Below are 18,910 nucleotides of genomic sequence, written 5' to 3'. Positions count from 1 at the left end.
TCAATGACGGACCCGAGTACGTTAAAAAGCTGTTGCAGAGAGAGGCTTTATTTGCTGAGAAAAGCCTTATCAGACCTTTAACGGAAGCTAGTCCCGAGTGCAGATAAACACTGCCGCTCTCTTCCGGCGTTATCGGATGTGAAGGTGATAGACGAATTTGTCTATAATCAGGGTGGTACCGCGAGAACATCTCGTCCCTGTGTAAGTCGTTTTGTGCTTGCATAGGGCGGGATGTTTTTTCGTTTGTGTGGAGATTGATGAATGATAAGGGAGGATTTTTGAATGAAAACTTTAACTTCAGCTCAAGTACGTCAAATGTTTTTAGACTTTTTTAAAGAAAAAGGACATGCTGTAGAACCGAGTGCGTCACTTGTACCGCATGACGATCCGACACTTTTATGGATCAACAGTGGGGTGGCAACATTAAAAAAATACTTTGATGGCCGCGTTGTACCTGACAATCCGCGTATTTGCAACGCGCAGAAATCGATTCGTACGAATGATATTGAAAATGTAGGGAAGACAGCACGTCATCACACGTTCTTTGAAATGCTTGGCAACTTCTCTATTGGTGATTATTTTAAAGAAGAGGCCATTGAATGGGCGTGGGAATTCCTCACAAGTGAAGAGTGGATTGGCTTTGATCCGAATTTGTTATCTGTGACAGTCCATCCAGAGGACGAAGAAGCATATATCCTTTGGAGAGATAAAATTGGTGTGCCTGAAGAACGTATTATCCGTCTTGAAGGCAACTTCTGGGATATTGGCGAGGGCCCAAGCGGACCGAATACAGAAATTTTCTATGACCGCGGTGAATCATACGGTGACGATATGAACGATCCAGAACTATATCCAGGCGGAGAAAACGAGCGTTATCTAGAAGTATGGAATCTCGTGTTCTCTGAATTCAACCATAATCCAGATGGATCATACACCCCACTGCCGAAGAAAAACATTGATACAGGGATGGGCCTTGAACGAATGGTATCTGTCATTCAAAATGTGCCAACGAACTTCGATACAGACCTATTTATGCCAATTATTCGTGCAGTTGAGACCATTTCTGGAGAAAGCTATGGCGAAACAAAGGAAAAGGATACAGCATTCAAAGTCATTGCTGACCACATCCGGACAGTTGCCTTTGCTGTAAGTGACGGAGCACTTCCTTCCAATGAAGGCCGCGGATATGTATTAAGACGTTTGCTGCGCCGCGCTGTGCGTTATGCAAAAACGATCCATATCCACCGTCCGTTTATGTATGATCTAGTGCCAGTTGTTGCTGAGATCATGAAGGATTTCTACCCAGATGTACAAGCAAAAGAAGAATTTATTGCGAAAGTCATCAAAAACGAAGAGGAACGTTTCCACGAAACACTGAACGAAGGGTTAGCTATTTTGTCAGAAGTGATTAAAAAAGAAAGAGACAAAGGAAGCTCACAGATTTCAGGTGAAGATGTATTTAAGCTGTATGACACGTATGGATTCCCTGTCGAGCTGACAGAAGAATATGCAGAAGATGAGAACATGACAGTTGATCGAGAAGGCTTTCAAGCGGAAATGGAGAAGCAGCGTGAACGGGCAAGAAATGCGAGACAAGATGTCGGCAGTATGCAGGTTCAAGGCGGCGCATTAGGCGATATTAAAGTGGAAAGTACCTTTGTTGGCTACGAAAATTTAACTGCGGATACTCGCATTATCGAATTGCTTCAAAATGGTGAAATTGTCTCGGAAGCACATGAAGGAGACACGGTGCAAATCTTGTTAGATGAAACACCTTTCTATGCGGAAAGCGGCGGACAAGTAGCGGATAAAGGAACACTAAAAAGTGCAGAAGCCATCATTGAGATCAAAGATGTGAAAAAAGCGCCAAACGGTCAGCATGTCCATGAAGGAGTCGTTGTAAGCGGTACGGCTCAAAAAGGTCTCGAGGTCACTGCTGAAGTGGAATCAGCTCTTCGAAAAGGGATTGTCAAAAACCATACAGCGACACACCTTCTGCATCAGGCGCTCAAAGATGTATTAGGAAGCCACGTAAACCAAGCAGGTTCATTGGTAAATGAAAACAGACTTCGCTTTGATTTCTCTCACTTTGGACAAGTGACGAAAGAAGAATTGTCTCAAATTGAAAAAATCGTCAACGAAAAAATTTGGGAAGGCATCTCTGTTGCCATTGACCTGAAACCAATTGCTGAAGCAAAAGAAATGGGTGCAATGGCGCTCTTTGGCGAGAAGTATGGCGATATTGTCCGTGTTGTCCAAGTGGGCGATTACAGCATCGAGCTATGCGGCGGCTGTCACGTGCAAAACACTGCGGAAATCGGTTTGTTTAAAATTGCATCTGAGTCGGGTATTGGTGCTGGAACACGCCGTATTGAAGCTGTGACTGGTAAAGGCGCTTATGAAGAATTAAATGACCAGCTGGCGATTTTAGAACAGGCAGCAAGTGAGCTGAAGTCAAATACGAAGGATGTACCAAAACGGATTGCTTCATTACAGGCAGATTTAAAAGAGGCTCAAAGAGAAAACGAATCTCTCCTTGCGAAATTAAGCCAAGCAGAAGCTGGCTCTATTTTAGAGAAAGTGACAGAAGTTGGCGGAGTGAAAGTATTAACTGAAAAAGTAAATGCTAAAGACATGAACCATTTAAGAACAATGGTTGATGACTTAAAAGCTAAATTAGGATCAGCTGTCATCGTCCTGGGAGCCGTTCAAAACGGAAAAGTAAACATTTCAGCAGGAGTAACAAAAGACGTGATCGAAAAAGGTCTGCATGCAGGGAAGCTTGTGAAGCAGGCAGCTGAAATCTGCGGCGGAGGCGGAGGCGGACGTCCAGACATGGCACAAGCAGGCGGAAAACAACCAGAAAAGCTTGAAGAAGCACTGGCAACTGTCGAAGAATCTGTCAAATCCGTTTTATAATCAGGCAATGTAGTGTAGAATAATGGTATTAGATGAGCGGTTAGAAAAAAGCTTGCTAGTAGAATGTTGGAAGAGAGGTGCAAGAAGCAGTGAGTTCATTTGATAAGACAATGAAGTTTAACTTCTCTGATGATTCAGCTGAAACCAATGTGAATGAAGTGCTCATTACAGTTCATGACGCACTCCAAGAAAAAGGATACAACCCGATCAATCAAATTGTCGGATACTTGCTGTCAGGCGACCCTGCTTATATTCCAAGACATCAGGATGCACGCAACCTAATTCGTAAACTAGAACGAGACGAATTAATTGAGGAATTGGTTAAATCGTACTTAGAGACACATAAAGAGGCGTAAAACATGAGAATTTTGGGCTTAGATTTAGGCACGAAAACCCTTGGTGTTGCGATCAGTGATGAAATGGGATGGACAGCGCAAGGGGTTGAAACAATTAAAATTGATGAAGCAGGCGGAGACTTTGGTCTCAGCCGCCTGTCTGAGATCATAGCGGAATACGGAGCGGATAAAATTGTACTTGGCTTTCCAAAAAATATGAACGGTACGGTCGGTCCTAGAGGCGAAGCCAGCCAATCATTTGCGAAAGTGCTAGAAAACACGTACAATGTTCCTGTTGTGCTTTGGGACGAGCGTCTGTCAACAATGGCAGCGGAAAAAATGCTCATCTCTGCAGATGTGAGCAGACAAAAGCGTAAAAAAGTCATTGATAAAATGGCGGCTGTCATGATCCTGCAAGGATATTTAGACAGCTTAAATTAAAATGAGGTGAATCAAATGGAACACGGAGAAAAGCAAATTACAATCGTTGATGATAATGGAAATGAACAGCTTTGCGAAGTACTATTTACTTTTGAAAGCGACCATTTTAACAAATCGTATGTCCTTTACTACCCAATTTCTGAACAAGACAATGAGGAAATTGAAATTCATGCATCAAGCTTTACACCGAATGAAGACGGTGAAGATGGCGAGCTAGAGCCGATTGAAACAGATGAAGAATGGGACATGATTGAAGAAACGTTAAATACGTTCTTAGATCAAGAAGACGAAGAATAGAACAAATAAAAGGCCTGTGAACAGATCTTCTTGATCTTTCTTCACAGGTCTTTTTTTACGATCAATATGTTAACTTAATTTTATTTTATGTTGACATAATGAATTGTACCTTTTACTCTGTTTTTAACAATAAATTGAGTGAGGGGCATGGAGATTGAAAATACAAGATATGATGCAAATAGCGTTAATGACAGCGGTCATCGGGATGTTAGGCTTGATCCCGCCGATTTTACTTACATTTACACCTGTACCGATTACATTGCAAACCGCAGGTCTTTTGCTTGCTGGGGGGCTGTTAAAGCCAAAACAAGCACTGATCAGTTTATGTCTTTTTCTTTTGGTTGTGGCAGCAGGCGCACCTCTTTTGTCAGGCGGGAGAGGCGGGATAGGGGTCTTCTTTGGTCCAAGCGGTGGTTTTCTTCTTGCTTATCCTGTTGCTGCCTTCATGATCAGCTTATGGGTGAACCGGCTGAAAAAAGTAACCGCACTGCGTCTTTTTGTGATCTATGCGGTTTGCAGTATTGTGATTTTATATATGTGCGGCATCCCCTTTCAAGCCATGATGATGCATATTAAGGTGTCGCAGGCCGCTTTCCTTAGTTTGATTTATCTTCCAGGTGATCTCATCAAAGCGGGAATGTGTGCTGTCTTTACGGTCAAAATCATACAGGCCATGTCATATCGAAAAAGGGATCTGCATAAAGGGAGGCGTGCGGTTTGATCAGAATAACGGAAAGCTATGCAGTACATGCAGAAATGAAACCAGATCAGATTGCCATCATAGATGAGCAAGAAAGCATTACATATCAAGATTGGTACGAACGTGTACAGAGATCAGCACAGTGGTTACAAGGAACGGCTCATCAGCAAAAAAGAATCGCTTTTTTATTATCAAATGGTGCTTCTTTTTTGCAAATATTTGCGGGCGCTGCTTGTGCAGGGTGGACAGCCGTTCCGCTTGATCCGAGATGGAGTCATGAAGAATGTGTTGAAAAGCTCTTGTTAAGTGAGGCGGATCTCGCCATTATAGAGGATCGATTGATGAAAAGATTTGAACAAAGCAGCGTAGACATACCGATTATTTCTTTATCTGAATGGAAGGAAAGAATGAGCCTTCTCACAGACAGTCCAGATAACAGCTGCGATACCGAGAAGGATCCTGTCTTTTATATGGGATTTACGTCAGGATCAACAGGCTCACCGAAAGCCTTTATTAGGCGTCAGCAGTCTTGGATCGAGAGCTTTCGAATGACCACCGCTTCATTTGGAATCACTCATCAAGATCATGCTCTTATATTAGGTACACTTTTATCCTCTCACTTTTTATATGGTGCCATCAGTACATTATACTTTGGCGGCACAGTGACGCTTTTAGAAAAATTTGTGCCAGTAAAAGCGAAGAAAGCCTTAGAGACAGGTGATATCACCGTAATGTATACTGTCCCAACAATGACAGAAACGTTACTGCAAATCGAAGCTTTTAGAGAAGACAATCCGCTTCTTGTCATGTCATCGGGAGCAGATTGGAGCATCTCTTCAAAAGAACAGCTCGTCACCAACTATCCACATGTCACTTTTTTTGATTTTTATGGCACATCAGAGTTAAGTTTTGTCTCTTATTTGTCTTCAAATGACTTTTTGCAAAAACCTTCTTCTGTTGGACAGCCTTTTTCCTCCATTCAAGTAGAAGTAAGGCGGCCCGATCAATCTGTCTGCCAGCCAAATGAAACAGGGAGGATTTATGTGAAGAGCCCAATGACGTTTTCAGGTTACTTGCATGAGCAGAAACCGCCGGAGGAGTGGCTGACAGTTTACGATATGGGATGGCTGGATGAAGACGGTTATCTGTATATGAGCGGTCGTGAGAATGGCATGATTGTCTATGGAGGACTGAATATTTTCCCAGAGGAAATTGAGCGTGTGCTAAATGAACAGCCAGAGGTCAAACGGTCGATTGTGGTTGGCGTTCCTGACCCATATTGGGGTGAAATCCCTGTTGCCATACTGGAGCAAGAGCCGCAAATAAAGGCGGTTCGACAAGCTGTTAAAGAAAAACTGGCGGCCTACAAGGTACCAAAAAAATGGCTTGTGATTGATCAAATGATTGAAACATCCGGCGGAAAAATAGCCCGCGCGAGCATAAAAAAGTGGGCGGAGGAGCAATTGTCATGCAAGCAGTGATCGTAGAAGCAAAACGAACACCCTTCGGTGATAAAAATGGGATGCTGAAAAATTATCGCCCAGAGCAATTAGCCGCTCCCCTTATTCGGCATTTGTCTCAGATGAGGACGCCGGATGACGTCATATTAGGCAATGTCGTCGGAGGCGGTGGAAATATGGCCCGTCTGTCCTCATTAGAAGCAGGTCTTCCTTTACACGTTCCCGGTATGACAATTGACAGGCAGTGTGCCTCGGGTCTTGAAGCGATCCGAACAGCTTGCGTCATGGTTCAATCGGGGGAGGGCACGATGTATATCGCTGGCGGGACTGAGAGCATTTCCAGCTCACCAATGAAAGAGAGAGCACGCTTTTCACCGGAGCGGATAGGAGATCCGCATATGGGAGAAGCAGCAGAGCTGACCGCGTCGGCATTTTCTGTCACGAGAAAAGAACAAGATGACTATGCCCTTTTAAGCTGGGAAAGAAGTTTAGCAGCATTCACACATGGTACATATTCAGAAGAAATCGTTTCGATTGACGGGATGAACATAGATGAAGCGGCTGCTAAAATAAGACCAATGGCAAAGCTGATCAAGCGGGCAAAGCCTGTATTTTTACCGGGAAAAGGAACTGTGACCGCCGCCAATAGCTGTAAGGAAGCAGACGGAGCAGCCGCCGTCGCTGTGATGGAAAGATCGCTAGCGGAAGCAAGTGGATATAAGGTGATGCTACGGTATGCCGGAAGTGCTGTGACAGCGATACATCCTCATTTTCCAGCTGCTTCACCAATTGATGCGATCAAGAAGCTTTTACATCAAGAGAACATCAAGGCAGAGGAAGTGGCGTTATTTGAAATCAATGAAGCGTTTGCGCTGAAAGCTGCACTTATTGCCCGGACGCTGGGGATACCATATGACCGGATCAATAGAAGAGGCGGTGCACTTTGCCTTGGGCATCCTTACAGCGCGTCAGGAGCTGCTATGATGGTGAGATTATTTTATGAAAGGCGCGCCTTACCGAATGGAAGCTATGTCATGGCTGCTATTGGAAGTGGTGGCGGCATTGGTTTAGCCGTGTTATGTCAAGTTCTGTCATGACATGCATAAGCAAGGAATTGCCGAACTCCGTCGAATCATGTACTATAAAAGCTAGATGTGAGGAGGGCCATGCATGTTTTCAGAACAAAAGAAACGACCATTCTTCAAAAGAAAAATGGGGATCGTCCTGTTATCTGTCCTTGCTGTCATCATCATTGCAGCATTATCAGGCTTTTTATATGTTAAATCAGCACTCGGACCGGTCGATCAAAAAAGTAAACAAACCATTAATATTCATATTCCAAATGGGACATCTGTCCGCGAAATTGCAGGCATTTTAAAAGATAATGGGCTCATTTCGAATGACGCGATTTTTACTTATTATGCAAAATACAAAAAGGCGTCCGGCTTTAAAGCGGGATATTTTCATTTAAAACAAACAATGGACGCAGACACGCTGATCAAAAAGCTGACATCTGGCGGGACAGATTACGCCTTTCAGCTTGTGATTCCAGAGGGAAGACAGCTGTCTGATATTGCAGCCATTATTGCAAATCAGACGAATTTTTCAGCGAAGGAAGTTGAAGCGAAGCTGGATGATCCTGATTTTATTCAAACACTAATGAAAAAATATCCGAAAACCGTGACATCACAGGTGAATGGAAAACAGGTGAAACATCCGTTGGAGGGTTATTTATTCCCTGCTACGTATCCATTTTATCGTGAGGATGAATCGCTCGAAACGATCATTGAAACGATGATTAAACAAACAGATCAATACGTGAAAACGTATGAAAAAGACATGAAAAAGAGAAACATGTCCATACATGATGTGTTAACGATGGCATCACTGATTGAAATGGAAGCAACAGAAAAGACAGATCGGGCAAAAATCTCAAGTGTATTCTATAACCGGTTGAAAAAGGACATGCCGCTTCAAACTGATCCAACCGTTCTTTATGCACTTGGTGAGCATAAATCCCGCGTGTATTACAAAGACCTAAAAGTGAAATCTCCTTATAACACGTATAACAACAAAGGGCTGCCGCCTGGACCTATTGCAAATGCTGGTGAATCTTCTTGGAAAGCCGCACTGCATCCAGAGAAAACGGATTACGTTTACTTCCTTGCGAAGAAAAATGGAGAGGTCGTATTTACGAAAACGTTAAATGAGCATAATAAAGCAAAAGCGAAATACATCACAGGCAGCAATTAATGGACAAGTGAATCGAAAAAGACTGTAGACAATACGAGATTGCCTGCAGTTTTTTTCGTTGGAATCTCCATTTTATAGGTTCGCAATTGCCACTTCTTTGTGGTAAAATATATCGGGTTGTTTTTACTTAGATGAACGAAAGATTGACGAGAAAGAGAGCTGCAATAGGCAGGACTCTTCTTTTTCAGGTCATGAAGGAGCTAGACAAATAATGACTATCGAAGATGATCGAATAAATGATTATATTGAACATTTAATTCACCCAAGTCCTGATGCAATCGCTCAATTAGAGATCTATGCAAAAGAGCATCATGTACCAATTATGGAAAAGGTGAGCATCGAGCTTTTATTGCAGCTGCTTTCGATGAAACAGCCGAAGAAAATTCTTGAGGTCGGGACAGCGATTGGCTATTCAGCAATTCGAATGGCAACAGCTCTTCCAGATGCTGAGATTTATACGATTGAGCGCAATGCAAAGCGCTATGAAGAAGCGACGCGGAACATTGAGGAATTAAAGTTAAAAGAAAGAATACACGTGTTTTTTGGTGATGCGATGGAATCGGCTAAAACGGTCCAAACGATGGCGCCCTATGACGTGATTTTTATTGATGCTGCAAAAGGGCAGTACAAGCGTTTTTTTGAGCTGTTTGAACCGATGCTCGCTCATGACGGAATGATCATTACAGACAATGTATTATTCAAAGGCTTAGTGGCGACAAATTATGAAGAAGAAATTGAAGATAAACGAAAAAAACAATTAATTGGAAAAATTGATCGATACAATCAATGGCTCATGTCAAACCCGGATTTCCAAACGTGCATTATTCCCGTTGGAGACGGGATCGCCATTAGTACAAAAAGAGGTGACCAATCATGAAGAAACCAGAATTGCTTGTGACGCCAAGCAGCGTGTCAGATGTACTGCCATTAATTGAGGCAGGGGCTGATGCATTCTTAATAGGCGAACAAACATACGGTATTCGTCTTGCAGGTGAGTTTTCAAGAGAAGATGTGAAACAAACGGTAGAACTTGCACATGCCCATCACAAAAAAGTGTATGTGGCGATGAATGCGATTTTTCATAATGACCGCGTGCAGCTGCTTGGAGATTATTTAACCTTTCTCGATTCATTAAGCGTGGACGGCGTCGTCTTTGGAGACCCAGCCGTGATCATGGCGGCAAAGGAAACAGGGGTGAGCCTGAATCTTCACTGGAGTACAGAAACGACTGGGACCAACTATTACACTTGTAACTACTGGGGCAGAAAAGGCGCATCGCGTGCTGTTCTTGCAAAAGAGCTGAATATGGACAGTGTGATTGACATCAAAGAAAATGCTGAGGTGGAGATTGAAATTCAAGTCCATGGCATGACATGTATGTTTCAATCGAAACGTACGCTCATCGGCAACTACTTTGAATACCAGGGCAAACAAATGGACGTCGTAGGCAGAAATATGGAGGAAGGGCTATTCCTGCATGACAAAGAACGTCAAAACAAATACCCTATTTTCGAGGATGCAAACGGGACACATATTATGAGTCCAAATGATGTGTGTATGATTGACGAATTAGAAGAGTTTGTTGACGCAGGCATTGACTCATTTAAAATTGACGGAATTTTAAAGTCACTTTCTTATATGACAGAGGTGACATCACTTTATAGAAAAGCAATTGATTTACTAACGACTGACAAAGACGCGTATGAAGATCAGAAAGAAGACTGGGTGAAGCGGATTGAAGAGATTCAGCCAGTGAATCGTTCGATTGATACAGGATTCTTCTTTAAAGAAACGGTTTATTAATATAAGAGGAGGCAGAGGAAATGGCATTATTGAAAGATGGTATTTCTGAAATGATTGATGGGAAACGTGTCATTACAAAAAAACCAGAACTGCTTGCACCCGCAGGGAACTTGGAAAAGCTGAAAATTGCTGTACATTACGGAGCTGACGCTGTCTTTATTGGCGGGAAAGAATTTGGACTTCGCTCAAATGCAGATAACTTTTCAATTGAAGAAATGGCAGAAGGCGTCGCATTTGCAAACAAATATGGCGCACGTATTTATGTGACAACGAATATCTTTGCCCACAATGAAAACATGGACGGGCTGGAGGAATACCTTCAAGGGATTGAAGGCGCTGGAGTAGCAGGCATTATTGTAGCTGATCCACTGATCATTGAAACATGTAAACGTGTTGCACCGAAGCTTGAAGTCCATTTAAGCACACAGCAATCTCTTTCAAATTGGAAAGCTGTTCAGTTTTGGAAGGAAGAAGGGCTTGAGCGTGTGGTGCTCGCACGTGAAACTAGTGCGCTAGAAATTAGAGAAATGAAAGAAAAGGTCGATATTGAAATCGAAACATTCATTCACGGTGCGATGTGTATCGCATACTCTGGCCGCTGCGTGCTCAGTAACCATATGACGGCAAGAGATTCTAACCGCGGAGGCTGCTGCCAGTCCTGCCGCTGGGATTATGATCTTTATAAACTAGAAGGGTCTGAGGAAGCGCCTTTATTTGGTGAGGAAGATGCGCCATTTGCAATGAGTCCAAAAGATTTGAAGCTTGTTGAATCCATTCCTCAAATGATCGAAATGGGAATTGACAGCTTAAAAATCGAGGGACGGATGAAATCCATTCATTATGTTGCCACTGTTGTAAGTGTATACCGCAAAGTCATTGATGCGTATTGTGCAGATCCAGACAATTTTGTCATTCAGCAGGAATGGTTAGATGAATTAGATAAATGTGCAAACCGTGACACAGCACCAGCCTTTTTCGAAGGCGTACCAGGAACAGATGAACAAATGTTTGGCATCCATGGAAAGAAAACGACATTTGATTTCGCAGGTCTTGTTCTTCATTATGATGAAAAAGAACAAATCGTGACATTGCAGCAGCGTAACTTCTTTAAGCAAGGCGACGAAGTCGAATTCTTCGGACCAGAAATTGAGAATTTCACATGCAAAATTGAAACGATTTGGGATGAAAAAGGAAATGAACTAGATGCTGCTCGTCATCCGCTGCAAATCGTCAAATTCAAGCTTGATCAAAAAGTATACCCTAGCAACATGATGAGAAAGGGGAAATAACAGCCACATGAGGAGTAAACCAGTTGTCATTGGTATTGCTGGCGGCTCGGGTTCAGGTAAAACGAGCGTCACCAATTCGATCTATGAAAAATTTAAAGGACATTCCATCCTCATGCTTCAGCAAGATTTATATTACAAAAATCAAAGTCATATGCCATTTGAAGAGCGCCTGCTCACGAACTATGATCATCCGCTTGCATTCGACAATGACCTGATGTTTGAGCATTTGGAACAGCTCTTAAGGTATGAATCCATTGAAAAACCAATATATGATTTTAAACTAAACACACGTTCAGAAGAGACGGTTCATGTTGAGCCGAAGGATGTCATTATCGTTGAAGGTATCTTTGCGCTCGAAGACGAACGTTTGAGAGATTTAATGGATATTAAACTGTATGTTGATACAGATGCAGACCTTCGCATCATCCGCCGTATTTTACGCGATACGAAGGAAAGAGGCCGGTCGATCGATTCTGTGATTGAACAATATGTATCTGTTGTCAGACCGATGCATAATCAATTCATTGAACCAACGAAACGATACGCCGATATCATCATCCCAGAAGGCGGCCAAAACCATGTGGCGATCGACTTAATGGTGACAAAAATTCAAACGATTCTTCAAAACCGAGCAGAGTAAATGGTGGAGAAGAAAAAGACCTTTACATTGTAAAGGTCTTTTCAGCATCATATTAATAAACAGTCACGAAAACTTGTCCTAAGACAGACGTCCCTTTATAAAGAGTGATAGTGGCTTTGCCAGGTGAATGAGCGGTCACTATTCCATTAGAGCTAACAGAAGCTACACTCTGTTTATCTGTCCAATAACGTGTAGCTGCAGAATTATAGACCGAGTATTGCTCACCAACTCTTAAAGATACACTGTAATCTTGAATCGAAATCACATCTAAAGTTTGAAATCCAGAAGAACTATAATTGACTGTGAAATCCGCTGTTTCTTTGGCGGAAGCCATGCCCATTAGTGAAAAAGATAAGGTAGAGATGGATAGAACTGAAACAATTGTTTTCTTCATGTTCATTTAAAACACTCCCTAGCATGTATTTGGTCTTGCATTGATAAAATTCAACAAAAACCAAATATTTCCTTGTTAATATTTGTTAATTGTGTGTGAACATTTATTAAAGCAGCATTCTCGGAAAAAATCTTAAGGGTTTGATATGATAAGAAAACAATGAAGAAAAGAAGAGATGGAGAAATCACTACCACATAGCGAAAGAATGAAGTTGAAAAAGTATATTAAAAAAACGACAAACAAATCATCACAAATTTTCAAACAATTCTTGATCAAAATGCAATTTTGTAATAATATAGCATAGACATATCGTACACTGACCATATTATGTATTGGAAGATGGAGAATGGATAAGCTATTCTTCTACATATGATCGAAATGGCCGAACGAGGTACAGGAGCTTCCTGTGCCTTTCCACAGTTTGTGCGATTTTAGACCGCTGCGAGTGGTCCTGTCTAATAAAAGGCATAATAGTTGCATCTAAAAGGGACGCCATGTAAGATGGACTTTTACGAATATGGTACAGAAGGAATGAGGGCCTGAACATGTCCTCATTCTTGTATATTTCAGTCGTCACTCACGTGCAGAAAGTTTGTATGATGAGGATTAATAGAAGGAGTGAATGATTCATGGCACAAGAGAAAGTATTTCCAATGACAGAAGAAGGAAAACGTAAATTAGAAGAAGAGCTTGAATATTTGAAAACGGTTAAACGTAAAGAGGTTGTAGAGCGTATTAAAATCGCTAGAAGTTTTGGAGACCTCTCTGAAAACTCGGAATATGATTCTGCTAAAGAAGAGCAGGCGTTTGTAGAAGGCCGTATTACAACGCTTGATAATATGATTCGTAATGCTAAAATTATCGAAGATGAAGGAAACTCAAATGTGGTTTCACTTGGTAAAACGGTGACATTCGTTGAATTACCAGACGGGGAAGAAGAGTCTTACACAATTGTTGGAAGTGCAGAAGCTGATCCGTTCGAAGGCAAGATTTCAAACGATTCACCTATTGCAAAAAGCCTTTTAGGTAAACAAGTAGATGACAAAGTAACCGTTCAAACACCTGGCGGAGAAATGTTCGTCCAAATTGTAAAAATTTCATAATCACGTTTATCAGGTAAACACCTCGTCCACAATAGGGACGAGGTGTTTTTATGCGCAAAAAAAGAAGAATTCAATGGACAGGTGCGATTATTTTTATACTATTGCTCGGTCTTCTGATGAGACTGGCAGAAATTCAGCTGTTCTTCACAGAATCGTTTTCAAAGCTTGATATCAATTTAATACAAGAAAGTGTTAAACAGCGAACAGAAGAAGTCGTTATTTCAGACGGTCGCGGTGAGTTTTTAGATCGAAACGGCCAAGCACTTCTTACAAAAGAACAGCCTGCGGTTATCTTATTTCCTTTCCTGCAATATGATCTTCCACGCTTACAGCAAACCGCCTCTATTCTTGAGATGGAAGAGGATGAACTCAAAAAACAGTTAACAGAAACGAAAAAACCTCTCATTTTAAAAGATGACATCACGAAAAAAAAACTGAAAGACATCAATGATATGAAATATTCAGGTGTGTACGGCGTATATATGAAAGAGAAGGACAAAAAAAGACTTGCCCTCCACACATTAGGTTTCACAAGCGAAAATCCAGAACTACTCAGAAAGCGTTATCCTGACAAAAAAGAGCTTTCCATACGTACTGAAATCGGCACATTTGGGCTGGAAAGCACCTTTGACGAATTTCTATTACCCGAACAAGACACAAAATTGTTATATCATGTGGACGGAAGGGGAAACCCTTTGTTCGGTATGGACGTCAAATATACAGCAGAAGCTCATTCCTTTTATCCACTTCAGGTACAGACAACGATAGATGAAGACATGCAGGCTGAAATGGAGAAGGTGCTCAAAGACCAAGGCGTTGAAAAAGGCGGTGCCGTTCTGCTCGACATTGAAAGCAGCAGTGTACTGGCAATGGCAAGTACCCCAAATGTCACAAGCAAAAACCGGCATGAGGCAAGAAATTACATGCTGACAGCGATTGCTCCAGGCTCTGTCTTTAAAACAGCTGTACTTGCCGCAGCAATCGAAAAAAACCTTGACCAGCCACAAACCATGTATGACTGTCGAAAGAATTTATATGGAGAGCCTGAAGGAAAACAGGAAGTGCTGAATCTGACGGACAGTTTCTCGCAGAGCTGCAATTATACCTTTGCGGCACTTGCTGAAAAGCTCATTCAAACAGATGATCAAATCATTGAAAAGACGGCTGCAAAGCTTGGACTCATAGATCGAGCTGGCTGGGAAGGGGATGTCTATCATAAGCAGCACTTCAAACAGTTTGATCGTGAAGAAACAGGCAGTGTGTGGGGAGATAAAAGAGACAAGCATGTCAAAAAAGCCATTGCACAAACCGCAATAGGACAAAAAAATGTGAAAACGACACCTCTGCAAATCGCGAATATGATGGCTGCGATCGCAAGAGGAGGAGAACGAAAAGAAGTGAAAATCGCAGAAAAAGTGCTGTATCAAAACGGAACAACGATGCTGTCCTTTCAAAACAAACGGCCTGAAGGGGGCAGCATAGACCGCTATACAGCTCAAAAGCTGCAAAAATTCTTAAGGCAGGTGGTGACCTCTGACAAGGGAACCGGAAGAAGGTTTCAAGATTTGCCATACGATGTAGCGGGAAAATCAGGTACTGCCCAAACCGGCAGTCAAGACAAAAAGGGGAATCCGCTTTATCATAAGTGGTTTGCTGGATACTTTCCGGTAGAAAAACCAAAATACGCCCTTGTTGTTGTTCACCTTGATGAGACAAGTGGCCGGGCTAAGACAAATGATGCGTTTTATGATATTGTAAAAAAGGTCAATGAAATTGAAAAGAAACAGACATAGAACATCCCTTCATGACATGTTAGAATAGTAACGACTTAGGGAACAGAGGCAAAGGAGTGCAGAGATTTTGAGTAGAAATTCTCGATTTGAACATCGTGATAAGCGCAGAAAGGCAAATATGGTGCTTAACATATTAATTGGTATCGTTGTGGTGCTTATTTTGGTTGTCGCATCGAGTTTGTTAATTTTTAATAAGCCGAAAGATCCTGATGTAGCGGATGCGCCATCAAAAACGGCACCTGCAACAAGTGAAAATAAACAAAACTCACAAGAAGATGTGAAAGATCCAAAGAAAGACACATCCGATGATTCAGATGCAAAAAAAGATGATTCATCTGATCAAGACGACGAAACGAAGAAGACAGATGATGAAGAAAAACCTAATAAAGATGCGTTAAAAGACGCCAAAGAAACAGATGGCGGCAAAACGAGTGATGTAGACAAAACATACGAAAATGATGACTGGGAGCCTGTAGGAACAGAGCAATCCGGTTCACATACAGCAACCTATGATTCCAGCTCAAAAGACTGGAAAGAAATGATCAAAGCCATGTCCTATGCGACAGGAATTTCAGAAGATCAAATGACCGTTCTTTGGTTAGGAAATAACGGAGGTCCTCAAGATGCAAAAGGAACCATCCGTGATAAATCAACAGGTGAACGCTACCGCGTGGAAATTACGTGGGTAGATGAAAAAGGCTGGAAACCTGTGAAGGTTGAAAAATTAAGATAAACACGAAAAAAGATAGCAGATCTGCTATCTTTTTTGTTTAAACATTTGCTTTAAAATGAACAACTGCTGTATACAAAATCCGCTCATCGATCACAGTCGTTTGATGACTGACAGAATGAACAGTCAGCAGAATCGCCTGATTATGTTCAATTTGTTTTTGGATCTTTTGTTCAAGTTCTTTTAAAGATGTTGCTTCAAAAAATTCTATTTTATCCTTTAAAAAATCCAGCTGAAAATCCATTTGATTCACCTCTCTATACTCTTCATTCATCTTAATCTCTCTCCTTCAGAAGGGCAAATGTTTTTCTGTCTCTCCCAGTATTTTTTAGTAGGAAAGAAACAGAAGTTGTGGTAGGATAGGAACTGTTCGACGGAATAAAACATACTATACGCATAGGAATAAATAGATAAAGTGGAGGGAAAGAAAATGGGACGTGAATTTCTTTCTTTATTTGATCATTGGGCTGACTCTTATGACGACACGGTAAGTGGTCATGACGAGCAGTATAAAGAAGTGTTTCGCCGGTATCCGGCTATTTTAAAAGAGATTGTCCGCCTTTCAGGCCAAAATGTTCTTGAGTTTGGAAGCGGTACGGGGAATCTAACAGCGCTGCTCCTTGCAGCTGATAAAAACGTGTTTGGTGTTGAACCATCAGATGCCATGAAGAAAGCGGCTCTTCAAAAAGGACTGCCAGATCTATTTCATGATGGGGATTTTTTATCATTTCCAGCGCCGCCTTTTGAGCCAGATACGATCGTCAGTTCATATGCATTCCACCATTTAACGGATGAAGAAAAAAAACAAGCCATTCACACCTATAGCAACATCCTTCACTCAGATGGTAAAATAGTTTTTGCTGATACAATGTTTCAAAATCAAGCAGCACATCAAGCTCAGATCGACAAAGCGAGAGCCGCAGGGTTCGATCAGCTTGCAGAGGATTTAGAAACGGAATATTATCCATCCATTGATGTGTTAAAGCAAATCTTTGAAGAAGAAGGTTTTAGCACGTCCTTTCATCAAATGAATGATTTTGTTTGGATCGTAGAAGCGAAGAAAAGGGAATGAAAGGATGTTTTTGATTTGAAAATCGCAGTTATAGGTGCAATGGAAGAAGAAGTGACGATTTTAAGAGATCAACTAAAAAATGCTACACAAGAAAACATCGCTGGGTGTGAATTTACAACAGGTGTTTATGAAGATAAAGAAGTGATTTTATTAAAATCAGGGATTGGAAAAGTAAATGCAGCGGTCAGCACAACATTACTGCTTGACCGCTTTCAGCCAGATTATGTGATCAATACAGGATCTGCTGGCGGTTTTCACCACTCATTAAATGTAGGTGATATTGTCATCTCTACTGATGTGAGACATCATGATGTAGATGTGACCATCTTTGATTACGAATATGGACAAGTGCCGGGACTTCCAGCTGCTTTCATTGCAGATGAAAAGCTTGTGAAGCTGGCAGAAGAATCTGCTTTAGAAATTGATCATATTCAAGTGGCAAAAGGAACGATTGCAACAGGAGATTCGTTTATGAATGATCCGGATCGTGTAGCGTTTGTGAGAGAGAAGTTTCCAGAGCTATATGCGGTGGAAATGGAAGCCGCAGCCGTTGCACAGGTCTGCCAGCTCTTTGGTACGCCATTTGTTGTCGTTCGTGCGCTATCAGATATAGCAGGGAAAGAATCCAACATCTCCTTTGATCAATTCCTTGAGCAAGCAGCGATTCACTCAACCGACCTTGTCTTGCGTATGATAAAGCAAACACAATAAAAGAAGGGGTTTCCCCCTTCTTTTCCATGCAAAGGAAGGGAATCATATGGCTGTCATAAAGGATATTACTGAATTAATTGGCCGCACACCGCTTTTAAAGCTGTCAGGGATTGGCGTCCCAGAAGGCGTTGAGGTGTATGCAAAGCTTGAGATGATGAATCCAGGTGGAAGTATTAAGGATCGTTTAGGTGACATGCTCATCAGAGAAGCATTAGCATCTGGCAAACTGCGTCCAGGCGGAACTATTATTGAAGCAACTGCTGGAAACACAGGAATTGGGCTTGCCCTAAGTGCAAGAAAGCATCAATTGCAGACCATTTTTTGTGTACCAGAACATTTTAGTCAAGAAAAACAACAACTGATGAAGGCGCTCGGTGCAGAGATTATTCATACGCCGAGAAAAGAAGGCATGAAAGGTGCGATTGATCGAGCCCTTGAATTAGAGGCAAGCCTTGACAATGCCTATTGTGTTTTACAATTTAAAAACCAAGTAAATCCATTGACTTACTACAGAACGCTCGGTCCCGAATTATGGTCCGACTTAAAAGGGAATATCGATGTATTCGTGGCGGGAGCAGGATCTGGCGGAACTTTTCAAGGTTGTGCCGCCTATTTTAAAGAGCAGAATCAGTCGTTAAAAACAGTGGTTGTGGAGCCTGAAGGATCAATTTTAAATGGAGGGGACCCGGGTCCGCATAGAACGGAAGGAATTGGCCTTGAATTTATCCCAGATTATATGGAGCAGGCTTTATTTGATGAGATTTACACTGTCAGTGATGATGATGCGTTTCAAATGGTGAAAGAAGCAGCTGAAAAAGAAGGTATTCTCATCGGCAGCTCTTCTGGTTCCGCTTTATATGCCGCTTTAGAGGAAGCAAAGAAAGCAGCACCTGGGACAGTCATTGTCACCATTTTTCCTGACAGCAGTGAGCGATATTTAAGTAAAGGAATTTATGAGGGAGGAAAATAG

The 18,910-nt window shown here is 41.8% G+C and carries 20 protein-coding genes and 1 other annotated feature (1 of these 21 running past the window's edge); of the genes, 18 read left to right on the top strand and 2 right to left on the bottom strand.

The window, feature by feature from the left end; genetic code table 11:
* Positions 1–202 (top strand) — a binding site (T-box leader) (it extends 6 nt beyond the left edge of the window).
* Positions 203–282: 80 nt separating this feature from the next.
* The 12 genes from alaS to udk all read left to right on the top strand — a co-directional run bounded on the left by alaS (position 283) and on the right by udk (position 12,137).
* Positions 283–2,919, top strand: a complete 2,637-nt coding sequence (gene alaS / locus NSS80_RS13335; protein WP_317221913.1) for an alanine--tRNA ligase — start codon at positions 283–285, stop codon at positions 2,917–2,919.
* An 89-nt stretch (positions 2,920–3,008) separates the two neighbouring features.
* Entirely contained in the window at positions 3,009–3,275 is a 267-nt protein-coding gene (locus tag NSS80_RS13330) for an IreB family regulatory phosphoprotein (protein ID WP_008358522.1), read from the top strand.
* 3 nt (positions 3,276–3,278) lie between these two features.
* A complete protein-coding gene (gene ruvX, locus NSS80_RS13325) occupies positions 3,279–3,695 on the top strand; it encodes a Holliday junction resolvase RuvX (protein ID WP_025092420.1) in 417 nt (138 codons plus the stop codon).
* Positions 3,696–3,710: 15 nt separating this feature from the next.
* On the top strand, positions 3,711–3,992 hold the full coding sequence (locus NSS80_RS13320) for a DUF1292 domain-containing protein (RefSeq protein ID WP_024423112.1): 282 nt from the start codon (positions 3,711–3,713) through the stop codon (positions 3,990–3,992).
* Between the two features lie 154 nt (positions 3,993–4,146).
* On the top strand, positions 4,147–4,713 hold the full coding sequence (locus NSS80_RS13315; RefSeq protein ID WP_041107025.1) for a biotin transporter BioY: 567 nt from the start codon (positions 4,147–4,149) through the stop codon (positions 4,711–4,713).
* Positions 4,713–6,173: an acyl-CoA synthetase gene (locus NSS80_RS13310; protein ID WP_317222535.1), complete on the top strand. Its 1,461-nt coding sequence runs from the start codon at positions 4,713–4,715 to the stop codon at positions 6,171–6,173. The genes NSS80_RS13315 and NSS80_RS13310 overlap by 1 nt, the downstream gene beginning before the upstream one ends.
* Positions 6,161–7,249, top strand: a complete 1,089-nt coding sequence (locus NSS80_RS13305) for an acetyl-CoA C-acyltransferase (RefSeq protein ID WP_317221914.1) — start codon at positions 6,161–6,163, stop codon at positions 7,247–7,249. The genes NSS80_RS13310 and NSS80_RS13305 overlap by 13 nt, the downstream gene beginning before the upstream one ends.
* A 73-nt stretch (positions 7,250–7,322) precedes the next feature.
* Positions 7,323–8,405: an endolytic transglycosylase MltG gene (gene mltG, locus NSS80_RS13300; RefSeq protein ID WP_041118095.1), complete on the top strand. Its 1,083-nt coding sequence runs from the start codon at positions 7,323–7,325 to the stop codon at positions 8,403–8,405.
* A gap of 211 nt (positions 8,406–8,616) precedes the next feature.
* Positions 8,617–9,282, top strand: a complete 666-nt coding sequence (locus NSS80_RS13295) for an O-methyltransferase (RefSeq protein ID WP_024423109.1) — start codon at positions 8,617–8,619, stop codon at positions 9,280–9,282.
* Positions 9,279–10,208, top strand: a complete 930-nt coding sequence (locus NSS80_RS13290; protein ID WP_317221915.1) for a peptidase U32 family protein — start codon at positions 9,279–9,281, stop codon at positions 10,206–10,208. Before NSS80_RS13295 ends, NSS80_RS13290 begins: the two co-directional genes overlap by 4 nt.
* Before the next feature lie 20 nt (positions 10,209–10,228).
* Positions 10,229–11,497, top strand: a complete 1,269-nt coding sequence (locus NSS80_RS13285) for a U32 family peptidase (protein WP_024423107.1) — start codon at positions 10,229–10,231, stop codon at positions 11,495–11,497.
* 7 nt (positions 11,498–11,504) lie between these two features.
* Entirely contained in the window at positions 11,505–12,137 is a 633-nt protein-coding gene (gene udk, locus NSS80_RS13280) for a uridine kinase (protein ID WP_024423106.1), read from the top strand.
* A 52-nt stretch (positions 12,138–12,189) separates the two neighbouring features.
* Here the strand turns inward: udk and NSS80_RS13275 are convergent, their stop codons facing one another.
* Entirely contained in the window at positions 12,190–12,537 is a 348-nt protein-coding gene (locus NSS80_RS13275; protein ID WP_041118089.1) for an Ig-like domain-containing protein, read from the bottom strand.
* Positions 12,538–13,160: 623 nt separating this feature from the next.
* Here NSS80_RS13275 and greA point away from each other — a divergent pair.
* From greA to NSS80_RS13260, 3 genes are all read left to right on the top strand, one after another.
* Complete coding sequence (greA, locus tag NSS80_RS13270) at positions 13,161–13,634, top strand: transcription elongation factor GreA (protein WP_008358505.1); 474 nt, start codon at positions 13,161–13,163, stop codon at positions 13,632–13,634.
* 50 nt (positions 13,635–13,684) lie between these two features.
* Positions 13,685–15,427 (top strand): penicillin-binding protein 2, encoded by a 1,743-nt coding sequence (locus tag NSS80_RS13265; protein WP_034279959.1) that lies wholly within the window; start codon positions 13,685–13,687, stop codon positions 15,425–15,427.
* A gap of 67 nt (positions 15,428–15,494) precedes the next feature.
* On the top strand, positions 15,495–16,160 hold the full coding sequence (locus NSS80_RS13260) for a YrrS family protein (RefSeq protein WP_025092411.1): 666 nt from the start codon (positions 15,495–15,497) through the stop codon (positions 16,158–16,160).
* A 37-nt stretch (positions 16,161–16,197) separates the two neighbouring features.
* On the opposite strand, the gene NSS80_RS13255 is transcribed toward NSS80_RS13260, so the two are convergent.
* Positions 16,198–16,401, bottom strand: coding sequence for a YrzA family protein (locus tag NSS80_RS13255; protein WP_024423103.1), 204 nt, complete (start codon positions 16,399–16,401; stop codon positions 16,198–16,200).
* A gap of 186 nt (positions 16,402–16,587) precedes the next feature.
* Here NSS80_RS13255 and NSS80_RS13250 point away from each other — a divergent pair, with 186 nt between their 5' ends.
* From NSS80_RS13250 to NSS80_RS13240, 3 genes are read left to right on the top strand one after another with little or no spacing between them, the layout of a single operon-like run.
* Complete coding sequence (locus tag NSS80_RS13250) at positions 16,588–17,229, top strand: class I SAM-dependent methyltransferase (RefSeq protein ID WP_024423102.1); 642 nt, start codon at positions 16,588–16,590, stop codon at positions 17,227–17,229.
* Positions 17,230–17,244: 15 nt separating this feature from the next.
* A complete protein-coding gene (mtnN, locus tag NSS80_RS13245) occupies positions 17,245–17,940 on the top strand; it encodes a 5'-methylthioadenosine/S-adenosylhomocysteine nucleosidase (RefSeq protein WP_024423101.1) in 696 nt (231 codons plus the stop codon).
* A 46-nt stretch (positions 17,941–17,986) separates the two neighbouring features.
* The gene (locus tag NSS80_RS13240) at positions 17,987–18,910 is read left to right on the top strand and encodes a cysteine synthase family protein (RefSeq protein WP_041118087.1); all 924 of its coding nucleotides are present in this window, start codon (positions 17,987–17,989) and stop codon (positions 18,908–18,910) included.

The organism is Bacillus sp. FSL M8-0350 (assembly GCF_038593345.1).
Lineage (GTDB): Bacteria > Bacillota > Bacilli > Bacillales > Bacillaceae > Bacillus > Bacillus safensis.
The sequence above is the reverse complement of the archived record's forward strand: the minus strand, read 5'-3'. Positions and strand labels throughout refer to the sequence as shown.